Here is a 16,138-nt window from a genome sequence, read left to right as displayed (position 1 = left end):
TTTTTTATTAGCCGTAATAGGCTGGTATTCGGTTCTGTATCATGTGTTCCAGCAGGGCAATAAAAAGATCAGCACTTATAAGAGATGAGTAGTCTATTGAAAAAAGTACGTTACCTTTTGCATCAAATAGTCGTATTTTGTCATGCTGTGCTTCACGCAAGGTTTCTATACGCTGTATATCTTCAATATTAATAGTACCTTTTGTTGTCACTAATGAGTGCGCACTAAGTGAAAGTGGGATGGTATCTATTTGTATTTTTTTTATCTTAATGAAATTAAATATTAGTAGCTTTAACCAAATGTCATTTCCCCGTACGATATCGAATACGATTGTTTTTCCTCGCGATAATCCATTTAAACTTGTTAACCCAACATTCATAACCTGCTGATGGATTATAGTATTCATGAGAGGGTATGCGTTGGTGATATTATTAATGATAATATTCCAAGGCTGATTTTTTGATGTGCGGAATGCCATGGCGTTAATTTTTCCATTGGGGTTTATTCCTGCGTGATATTTATAAATATATTCTATCTTATTAAATGATATGAAATAAACATTTCCAGTATGATGATTAAAAACACGCACGCCTTTTTCATAAAGGAAATAGGTAAATATCGGATTATCATATTGGCGCGAGTATAACAGTAAACTCAGTGATATACCGGCAATGGCAACGCATAAAATTGAAAGAATAGAGGGAGTTGAAAAAATAGCTGTTGTTAGTGATAAACTAATTATTACGAAGCTTAATCCTAATGAAAATATTATTATGCCAATGGTTAGTTTTGAGTTTTTAGTTCTTAACTCATGGCGGCTAAGTATTTTTCCTTCGTCAATCATAATATTCTCCTTTCTGCCGCCAAGAGGATATTTCACTTGGTTATTACACAGTCACACTAGTACTCTAGGTTATTTATCTATAGGGTAAATGAGCATTTTCCTAAAGTGATTTAATAAGTATTTATACTGAAGAAATAGAGATGCAGTAAGTCGTTGAATCAGGATTGCATCTTCACTATAGCGGCCAACAGAAAGGTATTGGCAACTTTTAACAGCATAAATCAGCTAACAAGCTAAGTGTGATGCCTTTCACGAGGCTGACTTACAGTGTAAGATGCGTGCATATTTATGTGGGTAGTTTTGGGTTTGAGTCCATCGCTGTGTCCACCAATAATTAATTAAAGACAACGACTAGAGAAAAATTCATATAAATGAAGCACATAAGAAACTTTTCTATTATTGCCCATATTGACCACGGTAAGTCGACACTGTCGGATCGCATTATCCAGATTTGTGGTGGTTTATCTGAGCGTGAAATGGCGGCTCAAGTACTGGATTCCATGGATCTGGAGCGTGAGCGTGGTATTACCATCAAGGCACAAAGCGTGACACTTGATTATCACGCGAAAGATGGTCAAACCTATCAACTCAACTTTATCGATACCCCTGGTCACGTTGACTTCTCTTATGAAGTTTCCCGCTCTTTGGCGGCTTGTGAAGGGGCTTTATTGGTTGTTGATGCAGGGCAGGGCGTTGAAGCTCAGACGCTGGCAAACTGCTATACCGCGATGGAAATGAATCTGGAAGTGGTTCCAGTTCTGAATAAAATCGACTTACCTGCTGCTGATCCTGAGCGGGTTGCTGAAGAAATTGAAGACATTGTTGGTATTGATGCAACTGATGCTGTTCGTTGCTCGGCAAAAACCGGCGTAGGTGTACCTGATATCCTTGAACGGCTGGTGCGCGATATTCCGCCGCCTCAGGGCGATCCAGACGGCCCATTGCAGGCGCTTATTATTGACTCCTGGTTTGATAACTATCTGGGCGTAGTGTCATTAATCCGTATCAAGAATGGTTCGTTGCGAAAAGGCGATAAAGTTAAGGTCATGAGTACAGGCCAGAGCTACAACGCCGACCGTTTGGGTATCTTTACGCCAAAACGTGTTGATCGTGACGTGCTGAGTTGCGGTGAAGTAGGCTGGTTGGTTTGTGCGATAAAAGACATTCTTGGCGCGCCAGTCGGCGATACGTTGACATTGGCCCGTAACCCAGCTGAAAAATCATTACCTGGTTTTAAGAAAGTCAAACCACAGGTTTATGCTGGTCTGTTCCCGATTAGCTCCGATGACTATGAGGCTTTCCGCGACGCATTGGGCAAGTTGAGTCTGAATGACGCCTCCTTGTTCTATGAGCCAGAAAGTTCAACTGCATTGGGCTTTGGTTTCCGCTGTGGCTTCCTTGGTTTGCTGCATATGGAAATTATCCAGGAGCGTTTGGAGCGCGAGTACGATCTGGAACTTATCACGACGGCACCAACGGTGGTGTACGAAGTGATTACTACTGCTCAGGAAACGGTCTATGTTGATAGCCCTTCCAAGCTGCCCGCTCTGAATAATATTGAAGAACTGCGCGAACCTATTGCCGAATGTCATATGCTGTTGCCACAGGAATACTTGGGTAACGTCATTACATTGTGTATTGAAAAACGCGGTATGCAGACCAACATGGTTTACCACGGTAACCAAGTGGCACTGACTTATGAAATTCCAATGGCTGAAGTGGTACTCGACTTCTTCGATCGCTTGAAATCTACCTCTCGTGGCTATGCATCATTGGATTACAATTTTAAACGTTTCCAGACTTCCGACATGGTACGTGTTGATGTATTAATCAACAATGAGCGTGTTGATGCTTTAGCGCTCATCACTCACCGTGATAACGCACAGTATCGTGGCCGTGATCTGGTTGAGAAAATGAAAGAACTGATCCCGCGCCAGCAATTTGACATTGCGATTCAGGCCGCGATCGGTAACCACATTATTGCTCGTTCGACTGTGAAACAGCTACGTAAAAACGTACTGGCGAAGTGTTATGGCGGCGACGTTAGCCGTAAGAAGAAACTTCTGCAGAAACAGAAAGACGGTAAAAAACGTATGAAGCAGGTCGGTAACGTTGAATTACCGCAAGAGGCTTTCCTGGCTATTCTGCACGTCGGAAAAGACAGTAAATAAGGAGTTTTGATGGCTAACATGTTTGCCTTGATTTTAGCAATAGCAACGCTAGTGACAGGGATTATCTGGTGCTTCGAGCGATTCAAATGGGGGCCGGCCCGTCAGGCAAAAATTGCGGCTGTTAATGCGCAAACTGCGGCTATCAAGGCGCAAACCGGGAGTGCTGTTGATAACAAGACTCTGGCACCGGCGGCAAAACAGCCGGGCTGGATAGAGACTTGTGCTTCAGTCTTCCCGGTGTTAGCTCTGGTATTTATCGTGCGTTCGTTTATTTACGAACCCTTCCAGATTCCTTCTGGTTCGATGATGCCCACGTTGTTGATCGGTGATTTCATTCTGGTAGAGAAATTTGCTTACGGTATTAAAGACCCAATTACTCAAACCACGCTGATTCCTACCGGGCATCCAAAACGCGGTGATATTGCCGTGTTTAAATACCCGTTAGACCCTCGTTTGGACTATATCAAGCGCGTGGTGGGTTTACCGGGCGACCGCGTAAGTTATAATCCGATCAGTAAAGAAGTAACGGTTCAGCCAGCATGTAATACCGGCTCTTCTTGTGATAGCGCATTGCCGATTACTTACAGTGCATCTGAGCCTAGCGATTTCGTGCAAACATTCCGTTATAGCGGTAATGGTGAGGCTTCTGCCGGTTTCTTCCAAATTCCGCTAAATCAGGCTGTACCTGGTGGTGGTGTGCGTTTGAGAGAGCGTACCGAAACCCTCGGCCCGGTTGCACACCAGATTTTGACCGTTCCTGGGCGCCAGGAGCAGCTAGGTGCTTATTATCAACAACCTAATCAGCCATTAGGTGTATGGGTTGTTCCAGAAGGTCATTACTTTATGATGGGTGATAACCGGGATAATAGCGCAGATAGCCGTTACTGGGGTTTTGTGCCAGAACGTAATCTGGTCGGCAAAGCTACTGCTATTTGGATGAGTTTTGAAAAGCAAGAAGGTGAGTGGCCAACGGGTGTGCGTTTAAGTCGTATTGGTGGAATACATTAATACTGGCTCTACCTTGAGTCATCGGGGTGACAGCGGCACTGAATACCGCTGTCACTTCAAGCCCGCAGGGTATTTAAACGCAGCATTATATTTCCACTCGTTGTAGAATAACCTTTCGAGCGATAAAAGTTGGCTCTTTTATGGGGGCCACTGCAAACGAAACAGTTTTGTCTTGGTATTATTGGCCGATCAGACCTGTTCCGTCTGCTGTAGTTTTTGACGCATTCTTGATCTATTGGTAACTCATGAACCCCATCGTAATAAATAGGCTACAGCGGAAGCTGGGCTACACTTTTCAACAGCAGGAGCTCTTGCTGCAAGCACTGACTCATCGTAGCGCCAGTAGCAAACATAACGAGCGTTTGGAGTTCCTGGGTGACTCTATATTAAGTTTCGTTATTGCCAATGAGTTGTACCGCCGTTTCCCTCGTGTTGATGAAGGGGATATGAGTCGGATGCGAGCAACCTTGGTTAGAGGTAATACGCTAGCCGAAATGGCCCGTGAGTTTGACCTCGGTGAATGTTTACGCCTTGGGCCGGGTGAATTGAAAAGTGGTGGTTTCCGCCGGGAATCAATTTTGGCAGATACAGTCGAAGCGTTAATCGGCGGTATATTCTTAGACAGCGATATTCATACGATTGAACGGCTGATTCTCGCCTGGTATCACAGTCGATTAGAAGAAATCAGCCCCGGTGATAAGCAGAAAGATCCAAAAACGCGCCTGCAAGAATATTTACAGGGCCGTCATCTGCCATTACCTTCTTATCTGGTTGTGCAGGTTCGTGGTGAAGCACATGATCAGGAATTTACTATCCACTGCCAGGTGAGTGGCTTGAATGAACCGGTAATAGGTACCGGCTCAAGTCGCCGTAAAGCTGAGCAGGCGGCAGCGGAACAAGCGCTGAAACAGTTGGAGCTTGAATGAGCGAAGTAGAAAAAACGTATTGTGGTTTTATTGCGATTGTAGGTCGCCCGAATGTGGGTAAATCTACCTTGCTGAATGAATTGCTGGGGCAGAAAATCTCCATCACTTCACGTAAACCGCAAACCACACGTCACCGTATTATGGGGATCCACACTGAAGGGCCTTATCAGGCCATTTATGTTGATACCCCAGGGCTACATATTGAAGAAAAACGTGCGATTAACCGCTTAATGAATCGCGCGGCAAGTAGCTCTATCGGTGATGTAGAATTAGTTATTTTTGTGGTTGAAGGGACGAACTGGACTGCTGACGATGAAATGGTAGTTAATAAGCTGCGCAGTTTGCAATGCCCGGTATTATTAGCTATCAACAAAGTCGATAACGTAACAGATAAAACTAAGCTGTTGCCTCATATCCAGTTCTTAAGCCAGCAGATGAATTTCTTGGATGTTGTTCCTATTTCTGCTGAAAAAGGGATGAATGTGGACACTATCGCCAGCATCGTGCGCAAGCATATGCCGGAAGCTGACCATCATTTCCCGGAAGATTACATCACGGACCGTTCTCAGCGCTTTATGGCGTCAGAGATCATTCGTGAGAAGTTAATGCGCTTCCTGGGTGAGGAATTGCCTTACTCTGTGACAGTGGAAATTGAACAGTTCGTACCAAATGAGCGCGGTGGTTATAACATCCATGGTCTGATTTTGGTGGAACGCGAAGGCCAGAAGAAAATGGTCATCGGCAATAAAGGTTCAAAAATCAAAACCATCGGTATCGAAGCCCGTCAGGACATGGAACAAATGTTCGAAGCTAAAGTGCATCTTGAGCTGTGGGTGAAAGTGAAATCCGGCTGGGCAGATGACGAACGTGCATTGCGCAGCTTAGGCTATACCGACGATCTGAAATAAGACTCGCCGATGGAAGGTTGGCAACGCGCATTTGTCCTGCATGGGCGACCTTACAGTGAAACCAGTTTAATGCTGGATTTGTTCACTGAAGGGGAAGGTCGCATGCGGGTGTTGGCAAAAGGTGCGCGCGGTCGCCGTTCCAACCTAAAAGGCTGCTTGCAGCCTTTTACACCCTTACTGGTTCGTTGGACCGGGCGTGGTGAAGTCAAAACATTACGTAGTGCCGAGCCGGTTTCATTGGCTCTCCCATTGACCGGCTCAATGTTGTACAGCGGCCTATATGTCAACGAGCTGCTCTCGCGCGTACTCGAACATCAAACCAATTACTCTGCGTTATTCTTCGACTATCTGCATTGCTTACAATCACTCGCGGGCAGCGATGGCTCACCTGAATATGCTTTACGCCAGTTTGAATTGGCGATACTGGCTCATCTTGGCTATGGCGTTGACTTCCTCCATTGCGCTGGCAGTGGTCAACCGGTGTCAGACACCATGACCTACCGCTATCGTGAAGAGAAGGGGTTTATTGCCAGTTTGGTGGTTGATCACTACAGTTTTACCGGCCGCCAATTATTGGCACTGGCTAATCGTGAGTTTCCCGATGCAGATACGTTGCGTGCCGCCAAGCGTTTTACCCGCATTGCTCTGAAGCCCTATCTGGGGGGGAAACCACTCAAAAGTCGCGAACTGTTCCGCCAATTTGTGATTAAACCGCCATCTGAACCCTTACCCTAGTACCGATAGCTCGATTGTTTACACTGCTCATCATCAATTTTCCCCTGCTGTAGCCTATCCGCTGGCCGCCTACTCGGTGTAAACTGCCAGGCACTTACACGTTTATTGGCAAGCATTTTTGCATGCTCATTAACCTATTAAAGATGCATCCATATCTGGAGGGCTGTCATGGCTGATTTGTTGCTGGGCGTTAATATTGATCACATTGCGACATTACGAAATGCACGTGGGACCATTTACCCCGATCCTGTGCAGGCAGCTTTTATTGCTGAGCAAGCGGGTGCTGACGGCATCACAGTCCATCTACGTGAAGATCGCCGCCATATTACTGATCGGGATGTGCGTATCCTGCGTGAAACAATCCAAACCCGCATGAATCTGGAAATGGCCGTCACCGATGAAATGGTGGGTATTGCTTGTGAGATAAACCCTCACTTTTGCTGTTTAGTGCCAGAAAAACGTCAGGAAGTGACTACCGAAGGCGGGCTGGATGTTGCCGGTCAAATTGATAAAATGACCGTCGCGGTGAGTCGCCTGGCTGAGGCCGGTATTCTGGTTTCACTGTTTATCGATGCGGATATGCGCCAAATTGATGCTGCGGTTGCGGTTGGGGCTCCTTACATTGAAATCCACACTGGCGCTTATGCTGATGCTACTTCAGATTTGGCACGGCAGGCTGAGCTGGTACGGATCGCTAAAGCGGCGACCTATGCTGCCAGCAAAGGGTTAAAAGTTAACGCAGGTCACGGCCTGACTTATCACAATGTCCAACCCATAGCCGCCTTGCCGGAAATGCATGAGCTAAATATTGGCCATGCAATCATTGGTCAGGCGGTTATGTCGGGCCTTGCTGCTGCGGTGACCGATATGAAAGTCTTGATGCGGGAAGCGCGTCGTTAATGGCTATTATTGGGCTAGGCACTGATATTGTTGAGATTTCACGGATAGAGGCGGTGGTTGAACGCAGTGGTGAAAAGCTGGCTCGGCGCATCCTTAGTCCTGCGGAATGGCAACATTATCAGCAGCACCAACAGCCAATTCGTTTTTTAGCCAAGCGTTTTGCCGTTAAAGAGGCGGCCGCTAAAGCATTTGGTACCGGTATCCGTAATGGTTTGGCATTTAACCAGTTTGAAGTGGTCAACGATGCATTAGGCAAACCAACGCTACGTTTACATCAACGAGCGGCAGAGTTGGCGGCCGAACTCGGTGTCAAATCTTTGCATGTGACTCTGGCTGATGAGCGGCGTTATGCCTGTGCAACTGTGATTATTGAAAGCTAAAAGCTAAAAGCTAAAAGCTTTCAGACTGCTGACAAACCTCGATAACTCGATCTTGCAAGGTGAAGGCAGGTAGAAGAGTAAAGCGTCCGCGCCAGGGAGGGCGCGGCTCGAGCCCCCAGGGAGGGGTTTACGGCGTCTTTACGATCTGCCTGTTTTCACCGTTACGGGCACTTTGTCATTAACCTCAAAGCTAAAAGCTTTCTATGGCTGCCAGAGCGTGGCTAATCGATCTTAAGGGGGTGGCATGAAAATGGCGCTCCTTTTTGTTGCCCATTCTATTTGCTTATAGGTTATGACTCTCATATTCCCTCCATTTTCCATCTGAAAGCTGCGCGCTTTATGCCCCATCTGCGTGTGAAAATTCCCCAGAATAAATCTTAATTTTGCGATCTGCCCGACAAGTTGGTTAACCAATGCTTCATTTGGTCATCCAATTGGCGGTACTTGTAATACCAAATTGCTGGGTGTGATAAGCAATTAGTACGCATAAGTACGGGTTTTGACAGAAAAGTTCAGTGTTAAGGCAATTTTACAGTCACAAAAAATCACTAAATTTGGCCTGACCAATATAACAACAGTGATATTAGAAAAATTTGATGTTTAACAACTGGGGAAAGTAAAAGATGGAATGGATTAATATCCTATGGGTGGTATTGGGTATTGGCTTAATGCTAGTGCTGAATATACGCTATCAGATTAACTCAATGATTGCATTACTGTTGGCGGCTCTGCTGGTGGGTACTCTCGCCGGGATGGACTTGCTCAAACTTCTGCATACTATTAAAGCGGGGTTTGGCGGGACACTCGGTGAACTGGCGATAATCGTCGTATTTGGTGCGGTGATCGGCAAGCTCATGGTCGACTCTGGTGCTGCCCATCAGATAGCTCAGACGCTATTGCGCCGGTTCGGGCTTAAGTATGTTGAATTTGCTGTCATTATCATCGGCCTTATCTTTGGTCTGGCGATGTTCTATGAAGTTGCCTTTATCATTTTGGCTCCATTGATCATTGCTATTGCCGTTGAAGCTAAGATCCCATTCCTTAAGCTGGCGATCCCTGCGGTTGCAGCTGCGACGACAGCACACTCCCTTTTCCCACCACAGCCAGGGCCAGTTGCATTGGTTAGTGCGTATGGTGCTGATATGGGAATGGTTTATATCTATGGCGTTCTGGTTGCCATCCCTTCAGTGATTTGCGCCGGGCTGATTTTACCCAAATTCCTTGGCAACCTGGAACGACCAGTGCCAACCTTCCTGAAAGCTGAGAATCCGCTGGATGAGAACAACTTGCCGTCGTTCAGCACCTCAATACTAGTACCATTAATCCCTGCTTTTATTATGATTTTTACCACCATTGCCAACATTTGGCTGGTGAAAGGGACGACGTCATACACCATTCTAAACTTCCTCGGTTCATCGCCTATTGCCATGTTTATCGCCATGCTGGTTGCCTTTGTCCTGTTTGGTACCGGGCGTGGTCATAAGATGGAATGGGTCATGCACTCATTTGAGGGGGCGGTAAAAGGTATTGCGATGGTCATCTTGATCATTGGTGCAGGTGGTGCGCTCAAGCAAGTCATCATTGATACCGGCATTGGCGATACCATTGGCATGTTGATGTCGGCTGGCGGTGTGTCACCTTATATCATGGCCTGGCTGATTACTGTGCTTATTCGCCTGTCAACCGGGCAAGGCGTGGTATCGGCAATGACAGCCGCGGGTATTATTGGTGCAGCAGTTATGGACCCTGTGACACATACCATTACCTCAGTTGATCCGGCGCTGTTGGTGCTGGCAACAGCGGCAGGCTCCAATACCTTTACCCATATTAATGATGCTTCATTCTGGTTGTTTAAAGGGTATTTCGACTTGTCTATTAAAGACACGCTGAAGACCTGGGGCTTGCTTGAGTTGACTAACTCAGTGGTGGGTCTGGCAATGGTATTGCTGATTAGCCTGTTTGTTTAGTGCGGATTTGAGTTGATTATATTATCAGTGCTTCAGTGGAGGCACTGATAATTCAGCTATAAAAATCAGAGCCGATCGGCGTGATGCAATTGGACAAATTTGTCCCACAGCTGCTCGTTAGTTTCCACCCAAGCGGGATCGAGAGAAATCGTATTATCAATAGGGCAGACCAACTGGCAGGTTGGGGTTTCGTAATGACCGACGCATTCTGTACAGCGCATAGGGTCAATTTGATAGATTTCTGCACCCATAGAAATTGCCTCGTTAGGGCATTCCGGCTCGCACATGTCGCAATTAATACATTTACGAGTGATTAACAGGGCCATGGTTCCTCTTATCTTAGGTCGGGTATGCTTAACAGTGGGGGATTATACCCCTCTGGCATCCTTAGACCAATTTTTTCACCAGCGCGGCACTGTGCTTAATATGATCCTGCGCACTTTCAAGGTCTTGCTGGATCATTGCCATAAATAGCAGATCAGTCAGCGCATATTGTGCAGTGCTCGATGAAATGGCTGCGCTGCGTATGGCCGGTTCTTCTGAGATAGTGTACAAACAATGATCAGCCCGTTGCTGCAAGCTATTCGGGGTAAAACTGGTCAACGCCAACACTTTGGCACCACATCGTTGTGCTTCTTCAGCCGCCAAATTAATCTCACGGCGCTCACCGCTGAAGGAAATAGCCAATAGTAGATCTCGCGAATCCAAAGCCTGTACCGCCGCTAATTGTGCATGCATATCTGTTTCGGATACCGCCATAACGCCTATCTTTAATAGCTTATAAGCAAGGTCTTTCGCCACTAAACCAGAGGCACCCAAGCCCGTCAAAATAACGCGGCGCGCTGAGCGCAACATGTCTAATGCTTCAGTTAGACGTTGCTCGCTATTGATATCCAACGTCGCTCGCAGTGCGGCAGCTTTTTCCGCCAATAACTTTTCGCCCACTGTTTTTAAACTGTCGGTACTTAAAATTTGGTTATGAAGAGTGACGGCTTGCTCGGGAGCAGCCACAATCTCACTCAAGGCTTGTTTCAGTGCCGGGAAGCCTTTGTAGCCTAATTTTTGTGCGAACTTCACTACCGCAGATTGGCTAACGCCGGTTTGCTGTGCCAGTTTTTGAGAACTGAGGTGGCGTGCCTGCTCAGGATTATTCAGCAAGAAATCAGCTAACTTACGATCATTTTGTGCCAGCGTTGGATAGAGCTGACGAATGCGAAGAAGACTACTCATAAATCAGTTCCTGAATATGGGCGGTTATTCTGCCAGGTTGGTTAATAACACCCATAAATAATAAAATCAAAGGGCCAAGTGAGGGAGCATAGCACTTTTTTTTGGCGAGAGTCCGGTGGATGGATCAAGAAAACACTTGGCCATTATCTTTGTATACTAGGAATAAACGGGCCTAATCAGTTGTAACTCAACGGCAAGGCTTATTGCATGTTTGGCATTAGTTACTCCGAGTTTTCGAACCACCTTCCCCATATGATGTTTTACTGTGGTGGGTTTTATTCCTAAAATAAGCGCTATTTCTTGATAAGCTTTTCCCACGCTGGCCCAGTAAATAATCTCATTTTCACGCGTTGAAAAAATTTCATTTCTATTAACTTTATAGAAAATACTTGTATTATTTAGATCTTTATAAAGTGAAGTGAGTCTTTCGTGAGTACTCATCAATAGCAACTGAATATTACCTTTATCCTTGCCAAATTTCTCCTCCATATCTTCATTACAATCTTTGTCCGTCATAAGAGAAAGAACAGTCAAATTATTATTTTGATCGTGTAAAACAAAGGTATAGCCATTAAATACAGCATACTCTTTTGCCATATCAAATAATTTTGGCCATCTGAATATAATCTTTTCATCCCAAGAGAATGGCATAATACAATGCGCGGCCATGAGAAGAACCGGGTCCGTAAACTGAAAGTTGTTTTGTGTATAGAATTCGAACCAATTTCCTGTATTTGAAATAACCGTGAAGTCAGAAGGGTTTCTCTTATTCATTATTGCATATGCATATCTGATTTTTCTGTATTTTTCGAGTTTTTCTTCAAGTTTTTTATTTATAGTGGTGTTGATTAATTGGTATTTGAAAAATAATTTATTCAAGATTCACCTCCTTAATAAAATCCATTTTTATTAAATGATTATGTGTAAATTTATACGTAAATTATCTGAAAAGGATTTAATCGAATTAACCTATTTATCTAGATAATAATTAAACGCGCCTACAGTTTATTATTGATTTAAATGCCTTGCTGTTTTAAAGCACAGTACTGGATTGTACCTTAGTATAATTACCCTCGTTTGTCAGTATGGGTATAATTCTCGAAAAATAATGTGGGGATTATCTTAATAAGATGGATGTTATATTAAAAGGAGTTTTTTATGATCAAAAAAATATCGGACTGGCATCCTGCGGATATAATAGCTGCGATACGTAAAAAAGGCTCTACGCTCTCTGCGGTATCGCGAAATTCAGGTTTAAGTTCAAGTACGCTTACTAATGCGCTAACCAAGCCCTGGCCTAAAGGCGAGTATATCATTGCGGATTTTTTGGATATTCATCCATCAGAAATATGGCCGACAAGATATTATGACCAAAACTCCGGAGAGAAAATAAATAGGGAAGCTAAAATAAGAAAGAGGATTAACCGTTGAATGGCGATAAGTCACTACAAGGCCTAATTGTTAAATGATATGATTTTTATGCACACTATAGACTCTATAATAATGAGGAAAAATCATGAACTTGGGTGCTTTGATTTCTGAAAGTCGCAATCCAGATACGATGGATCTGGATACGCTCTCCACATTGGAGATGTTGACCCGTATTAATGATGAAGACAGGAAAGTACCCGAGGCGATTCGTTTGGTGATCCCCACTATTGCGCAGGCGGTAGATTTAGCGGCTAAAGCCTTACGGGACGGAGGCCGGTTGATCTATCTTGGCGCGGGCACCAGCGGGCGGCTTGGCGTGTTAGATGCCTCGGAATGTCCGCCGACTTTTGGTGTGCCTCATGGTAGGGTTATCGGCTTAATTGCCGGTGGCCCCGGTGCATTACTCAAAGCGGTGGAAGGTGCCGAAGATGATGTATCACTTGGCGAGCGGGACTTGCGAGATTTGCAGTTGAACGCAACAGATATGGTGGTTGGGCTAGCCGCTTCCGGCCGTACCCCCTATGTTATTGGTGCGCTGCGTTTTGCCCGCCAACTCGGATGCCCCACTGCGGCTATTTCCTGTAATCCGGATTCTCCTATCGCGCAAGAAGCTCTGATCGCGATTTCACCGGTGGTTGGGCCTGAGGCGCTTACTGGCTCTACCCGCATGAAATCCGGCACGGCACAAAAATTAGTTCTGAATATGTTATCGACCGGCGCGATGGTGAAGTTAGGTAAGGTCTATCAAAACCTGATGGTGGATGTAAAAGCCACTAATGTGAAATTAGTCGATCGCGCATGCCGCATAGTGGTTGAAGCCACCGGAGCCAGCCGTGCCGAGGCTGAAAATGCCTTATCGCAAACCGAATTTGAAGTTAAACCGGCTATCTTGATGATCCTAAAAGGGGTCAGTGCTGAGCAAGCACGTTTGGATCTACAACAACATAATGGTTATTTGCGGGCTGCATTGTAAGGTTAGCTATCACCTGGCCTTCAGCCGCTAATAAAATGATATTGTATTGTATCGATATTGTATTGAACCGTAATGGCAGATTTTAATTGATTAAATTTATGGGATTTCAATGACCAAGGTTTCGAATGCAGAATCAGTAAGCACTACTGCCGAGCCACCATCGGCAAGTGTCAAACGTGTTGTCTTCTTTGATTTAGATGGCACTTTGCATCAGCAAGATATGTTTGGCAGTTTTTTGCGTTTTCTGCTGCGCCATCTGCCACTGAATCTGTTGTTAGTTATTCCATTATTGCCCGTTATTGGCTTGGGATTATTGGTCGGTGGGCGTTGTGCGCGCTGGCCAATGAGTTTGTTGTTGTGGGCGATCACTTTTGGCCGACGTGAAGCACATCTGAGGGATTTAGAATTGCGCTTTGTGAACGAATTTCGCCAAAAAGTCACTGAATTTCCGGTGGTGATGATGCGTTTACGTCAATATTTAAAGAGCACAGACGCGCAGGTATGGCTTATCACCGGCTCTCCGCAACGGCTAGTGGAGCAGGTTTACCACGATTCGGACTTTATCCATCATTTACGGCTGGTGGGGAGCCGTATGGCGCGGCGCAATGGCGGGTGGGTGTTGCCACTGCGCTGTTTAGGGGCAGAAAAAGTGCTGCAATTAGAACAGCGCTTGGGGTCTCCACTGAAACTCTACAGCGGTTACAGTGACAGTAAACAGGATAATCCACTGCTGCATTTCTGCGAACACCGTTGGCGGGTCAGTAAGACCGGTGAATTACAACAGTTGGAATAAGCCACCGTGGCTTATTCGCTGCATCTCACTAGTGAGTCACATCATTTTCGTGGTGACCAAGCCGCCAGACCCGTTCAGCGTGCCGCCCCAGTAGCCACAAGCTGATGCCGAGTAACAGGAAGAAAATTGTTTTCGGCATGCTATCCCAGAAGAATTCAAAGAAACGGGTATACAAGTTAATGGCTAAAAATGTCAGGCCAAAACCGCGTAGCATGGCATCATCGCGTTTTAGCCCCAGCCAGATGGCTGCTGCTGCCGCGAGAGCAAACAAAAGGCTCCAGTGCATTAACTCAATTTGGCGCACTTGATACCAATGGTCGATATCACCGTAATTACCAAAAATAGACAGTAGCCACAGGGCAATAAACAGATAAAGCAGCCCCATTGCCTGCGAAACTCGATCCAGCCGACGTGCAGCCAGTTGCGGTTGTAGTGTCAATGCACTGGCGCAAAGCAGCAAGCCAAAGGCGATAAAGCGCACGGGGTAGCTCATTCCTAACCAGTATGCGCCCCAACCGGACAGATAACCGGTTTCTGCGCCAAATGCATTTCCCAGTGACAGTAGAGCAAATAACCAGACTAGTGGTGAGCGGCCAAACCAGCCAACCACCCCGTAAATCACCGTGCCAAGTAACAATAATACCGAGATACGGCCACTGCCGTTATCCAGCCATTCGCCAAGCTGACCGATAGCCGCAGCGGTAAAAATCACACCGAGGAACAGCACGGCCTCGTTACTATAGATTTTACTGGGATCTTGTCGGCGTCGGTAAAAACCCCAGCCGTAAAAGGTCGCTGCTAATATGCCCGTAACGACGACTCGAACAGGGGGATCAAAACGGAAAAATTGGCTAATCCAGGCGAGCAGGAAAGTATCAGCCATCAGGCTACCAATGGCGATGACCAGTGATGCCAGTGCCGCAAGGAAGGCGTAACCCGCCAACCTGCGCCAGTCAAAAGGTTGAACATCAATATTTTCCAACAAACGCTGATGCTCTTCTTCAGGAATAACTCCTTCTTTGGCCCATCCATCAAGGGTTTTGCGCACAATTACCGCGCTCTTCTTGTTGAGCTTCATATTTTTGGCTTCCATATTGAGTTACTAGTTATTTATATCAGGAATGATTCCTGCCTTGTCGAAACATTAACCGAACATTATTCATTGAGCTACTTTATAGTGAATTTAGTGGGTATAGCAGCTGCCGATTGCTGTGTATAATGCACGCCGCAAAAGTGCCAGAGAGGTTAATGTGTCTACTGATAATAATTTGTCTTCTGAATGTGATTCGCCAGCGGAATACAGTGATGAATACTGGATGCAGCGAGCATTAGCATTAGCGCTACGTGCGCAAGTAGAAGGTGAAGTTCCGGTGGGCGCAATATTGGTGCTGGATAATCAGGTAATTGGTGAAGGCTGGAACCGGCCAATTCGTGATAACGACCCTACAGCTCATGCTGAAATCATGGCGCTGCGTCAGGGGGGGCAAGTTGTGCAGAATTATCGCCTGATAGACGCCACTTTATATGTCACTCTGGAGCCGTGTGTGATGTGTGCCGGAGCGATGGTGCACAGCAGGATCCGCCGGTTAGTGTATGGCGCTAATGATCTGAAAACGGGTGCAGCAGGATCATTGGTCGATATTTTGCGCCACCCAGGAATGAACCATCAGATAGAGATAACGGCGGGTGTGATGGCCGACGCCTGCGCTCATCAATTAAGCGCGTTTTTCCGCCTGCGGCGCGAACAGCAAAAAGCACTGAAACTCGCGCAGCGGGAAAATCCTGAACCGCGCGAGATGTAAGTAAAAATAAGTAAGATTAATTATAGCTCAGCGAGTGAAGGGGCGACCGCACCCAGGGGTGCTCCGGCGA

At 46.0% G+C, this 16,138-nt stretch carries 17 protein-coding genes and 1 pseudogene; 13 read left to right on the top strand and 5 right to left on the bottom strand.

The window, feature by feature from the left end:
* Positions 1-7 precede the first annotated feature (7 nt).
* Complete coding sequence (locus FGL26_RS10265) at positions 8-844, bottom strand: hypothetical protein (protein WP_005172752.1); 837 nt, start codon at positions 842-844, stop codon at positions 8-10.
* A gap of 371 nt (positions 845-1,215) precedes the next feature.
* Between FGL26_RS10265 and lepA the strand changes: the two genes are divergently transcribed.
* From lepA to gntP, 9 genes and pseudogenes are all read left to right on the top strand, one after another.
* Positions 1,216-3,015: a translation elongation factor 4 gene (gene lepA, locus FGL26_RS10260; RefSeq protein WP_005172749.1), complete on the top strand. Its 1,800-nt coding sequence runs from the start codon at positions 1,216-1,218 to the stop codon at positions 3,013-3,015.
* Positions 3,016-3,024: 9 nt separating this feature from the next.
* The gene (gene lepB, locus FGL26_RS10255) at positions 3,025-4,023 is read left to right on the top strand and encodes a signal peptidase I (protein WP_005172748.1); all 999 of its coding nucleotides are present in this window, start codon (positions 3,025-3,027) and stop codon (positions 4,021-4,023) included.
* A gap of 245 nt (positions 4,024-4,268) precedes the next feature.
* Positions 4,269-4,949 (top strand): ribonuclease III, encoded by a 681-nt coding sequence (rnc, locus tag FGL26_RS10250; protein WP_005172746.1) that lies wholly within the window; start codon positions 4,269-4,271, stop codon positions 4,947-4,949.
* On the top strand, positions 4,946-5,857 hold the full coding sequence (gene era, locus FGL26_RS10245) for a GTPase Era (protein ID WP_005159414.1): 912 nt from the start codon (positions 4,946-4,948) through the stop codon (positions 5,855-5,857). Before rnc ends, era begins: the two co-directional genes overlap by 4 nt.
* Before the next feature lie 9 nt (positions 5,858-5,866).
* A complete protein-coding gene (gene recO / locus FGL26_RS10240) occupies positions 5,867-6,592 on the top strand; it encodes a DNA repair protein RecO (RefSeq protein ID WP_005172741.1) in 726 nt (241 codons plus the stop codon).
* 168 nt (positions 6,593-6,760) lie between these two features.
* Complete coding sequence (pdxJ, locus tag FGL26_RS10235) at positions 6,761-7,492, top strand: pyridoxine 5'-phosphate synthase (RefSeq protein ID WP_005172737.1); 732 nt, start codon at positions 6,761-6,763, stop codon at positions 7,490-7,492.
* Complete coding sequence (gene acpS / locus FGL26_RS10230; protein ID WP_005172734.1) at positions 7,492-7,872, top strand: holo-ACP synthase; 381 nt, start codon at positions 7,492-7,494, stop codon at positions 7,870-7,872. The genes pdxJ and acpS overlap by 1 nt, the downstream gene beginning before the upstream one ends.
* Before the next feature lie 126 nt (positions 7,873-7,998).
* Positions 7,999-8,070, top strand: a pseudogene (locus FGL26_RS21945) (gluconate 5-dehydrogenase); the annotation flags it as partial.
* Between the two features lie 425 nt (positions 8,071-8,495).
* The gene (gntP, locus tag FGL26_RS10220) at positions 8,496-9,839 is read left to right on the top strand and encodes a gluconate permease GntP (RefSeq protein WP_005159420.1); all 1,344 of its coding nucleotides are present in this window, start codon (positions 8,496-8,498) and stop codon (positions 9,837-9,839) included.
* Between the two features lie 65 nt (positions 9,840-9,904).
* Here gntP and FGL26_RS10215 read toward each other — a convergent pair whose 3' ends face one another.
* From FGL26_RS10215 to FGL26_RS10205, 3 genes are all read right to left on the bottom strand, one after another.
* On the bottom strand, positions 9,905-10,165 hold the full coding sequence (locus FGL26_RS10215; RefSeq protein WP_005159423.1) for a YfhL family 4Fe-4S dicluster ferredoxin: 261 nt from the start codon (positions 10,163-10,165) through the stop codon (positions 9,905-9,907).
* A 61-nt stretch (positions 10,166-10,226) separates the two neighbouring features.
* A complete protein-coding gene (locus FGL26_RS10210) occupies positions 10,227-11,069 on the bottom strand; it encodes a MurR/RpiR family transcriptional regulator (protein ID WP_005172731.1) in 843 nt (280 codons plus the stop codon).
* A gap of 156 nt (positions 11,070-11,225) precedes the next feature.
* Positions 11,226-11,948 (bottom strand): helix-turn-helix transcriptional regulator, encoded by a 723-nt coding sequence (locus tag FGL26_RS10205; protein WP_005172730.1) that lies wholly within the window; start codon positions 11,946-11,948, stop codon positions 11,226-11,228.
* Between the two features lie 279 nt (positions 11,949-12,227).
* Here FGL26_RS10205 and FGL26_RS10200 point away from each other — a divergent pair, with 279 nt between their 5' ends.
* From FGL26_RS10200 to yfhb, 3 genes are all read left to right on the top strand, one after another.
* Positions 12,228-12,500 carry a helix-turn-helix domain-containing protein gene (locus FGL26_RS10200; protein WP_005172728.1) on the top strand — a complete coding sequence of 91 codons (273 nt, stop codon included), beginning with the start codon at positions 12,228-12,230 and terminating at the stop codon, positions 12,498-12,500.
* Between the two features lie 85 nt (positions 12,501-12,585).
* Positions 12,586-13,473 carry an N-acetylmuramic acid 6-phosphate etherase gene (gene murQ / locus FGL26_RS10195; protein WP_005172725.1) on the top strand — a complete coding sequence of 296 codons (888 nt, stop codon included), beginning with the start codon at positions 12,586-12,588 and terminating at the stop codon, positions 13,471-13,473.
* Between the two features lie 109 nt (positions 13,474-13,582).
* The gene (yfhb, locus tag FGL26_RS10190) at positions 13,583-14,266 is read left to right on the top strand and encodes a phosphatidylglycerophosphatase C (RefSeq protein ID WP_005172722.1); all 684 of its coding nucleotides are present in this window, start codon (positions 13,583-13,585) and stop codon (positions 14,264-14,266) included.
* Positions 14,267-14,294: 28 nt separating this feature from the next.
* Here the strand turns inward: yfhb and FGL26_RS10185 are convergent, their stop codons facing one another.
* Complete coding sequence (locus tag FGL26_RS10185; protein ID WP_005172718.1) at positions 14,295-15,344, bottom strand: DUF2157 domain-containing protein; 1,050 nt, start codon at positions 15,342-15,344, stop codon at positions 14,295-14,297.
* A gap of 133 nt (positions 15,345-15,477) precedes the next feature.
* Between FGL26_RS10185 and tadA the strand changes: the two genes are divergently transcribed.
* On the top strand, positions 15,478-16,068 hold the full coding sequence (tadA, locus tag FGL26_RS10180; RefSeq protein WP_005172714.1) for a tRNA adenosine(34) deaminase TadA: 591 nt from the start codon (positions 15,478-15,480) through the stop codon (positions 16,066-16,068).
* Positions 16,069-16,138 lie beyond the last annotated feature (70 nt).

The sequence above is a fragment of the Yersinia enterocolitica subsp. enterocolitica genome (genome assembly GCF_901472495.1).
GTDB lineage: Bacteria > Pseudomonadota > Gammaproteobacteria > Enterobacterales > Enterobacteriaceae > Yersinia > Yersinia enterocolitica.
This window is presented reverse-complemented; position numbering and strand designations above follow the sequence as displayed.

Coding starts and splice junctions, on each gene's coding strand:
- FGL26_RS10200 (WP_005172728.1), top strand. CDS start 12,228: ATGATCAAAAAAATATCGGACTGGCATCCTGCGGATATAATAGCTGCG.
- acpS (WP_005172734.1), top strand. CDS start 7,492: ATGGCTATTATTGGGCTAGGCACTGATATTGTTGAGATTTCACGGATA.
- FGL26_RS10185 (WP_005172718.1), bottom strand. CDS start 15,344: ATGAAGCTCAACAAGAAGAGCGCGGTAATTGTGCGCAAAACCCTTGAT.
- yfhb (WP_005172722.1), top strand. CDS start 13,583: ATGACCAAGGTTTCGAATGCAGAATCAGTAAGCACTACTGCCGAGCCA.
- pdxJ (WP_005172737.1), top strand. CDS start 6,761: ATGGCTGATTTGTTGCTGGGCGTTAATATTGATCACATTGCGACATTA.
- lepB (WP_005172748.1), top strand. CDS start 3,025: ATGGCTAACATGTTTGCCTTGATTTTAGCAATAGCAACGCTAGTGACA.
- FGL26_RS10210 (WP_005172731.1), bottom strand. CDS start 11,069: ATGAGTAGTCTTCTTCGCATTCGTCAGCTCTATCCAACGCTGGCACAA.
- FGL26_RS10265 (WP_005172752.1), bottom strand. CDS start 844: ATGATTGACGAAGGAAAAATACTTAGCCGCCATGAGTTAAGAACTAAA.
- recO (WP_005172741.1), top strand. CDS start 5,867: ATGGAAGGTTGGCAACGCGCATTTGTCCTGCATGGGCGACCTTACAGT.
- lepA (WP_005172749.1), top strand. CDS start 1,216: ATGAAGCACATAAGAAACTTTTCTATTATTGCCCATATTGACCACGGT.
- rnc (WP_005172746.1), top strand. CDS start 4,269: ATGAACCCCATCGTAATAAATAGGCTACAGCGGAAGCTGGGCTACACT.
- gntP (WP_005159420.1), top strand. CDS start 8,496: ATGGAATGGATTAATATCCTATGGGTGGTATTGGGTATTGGCTTAATG.
- era (WP_005159414.1), top strand. CDS start 4,946: ATGAGCGAAGTAGAAAAAACGTATTGTGGTTTTATTGCGATTGTAGGT.
- FGL26_RS10215 (WP_005159423.1), bottom strand. CDS start 10,165: ATGGCCCTGTTAATCACTCGTAAATGTATTAATTGCGACATGTGCGAG.
- murQ (WP_005172725.1), top strand. CDS start 12,586: ATGAACTTGGGTGCTTTGATTTCTGAAAGTCGCAATCCAGATACGATG.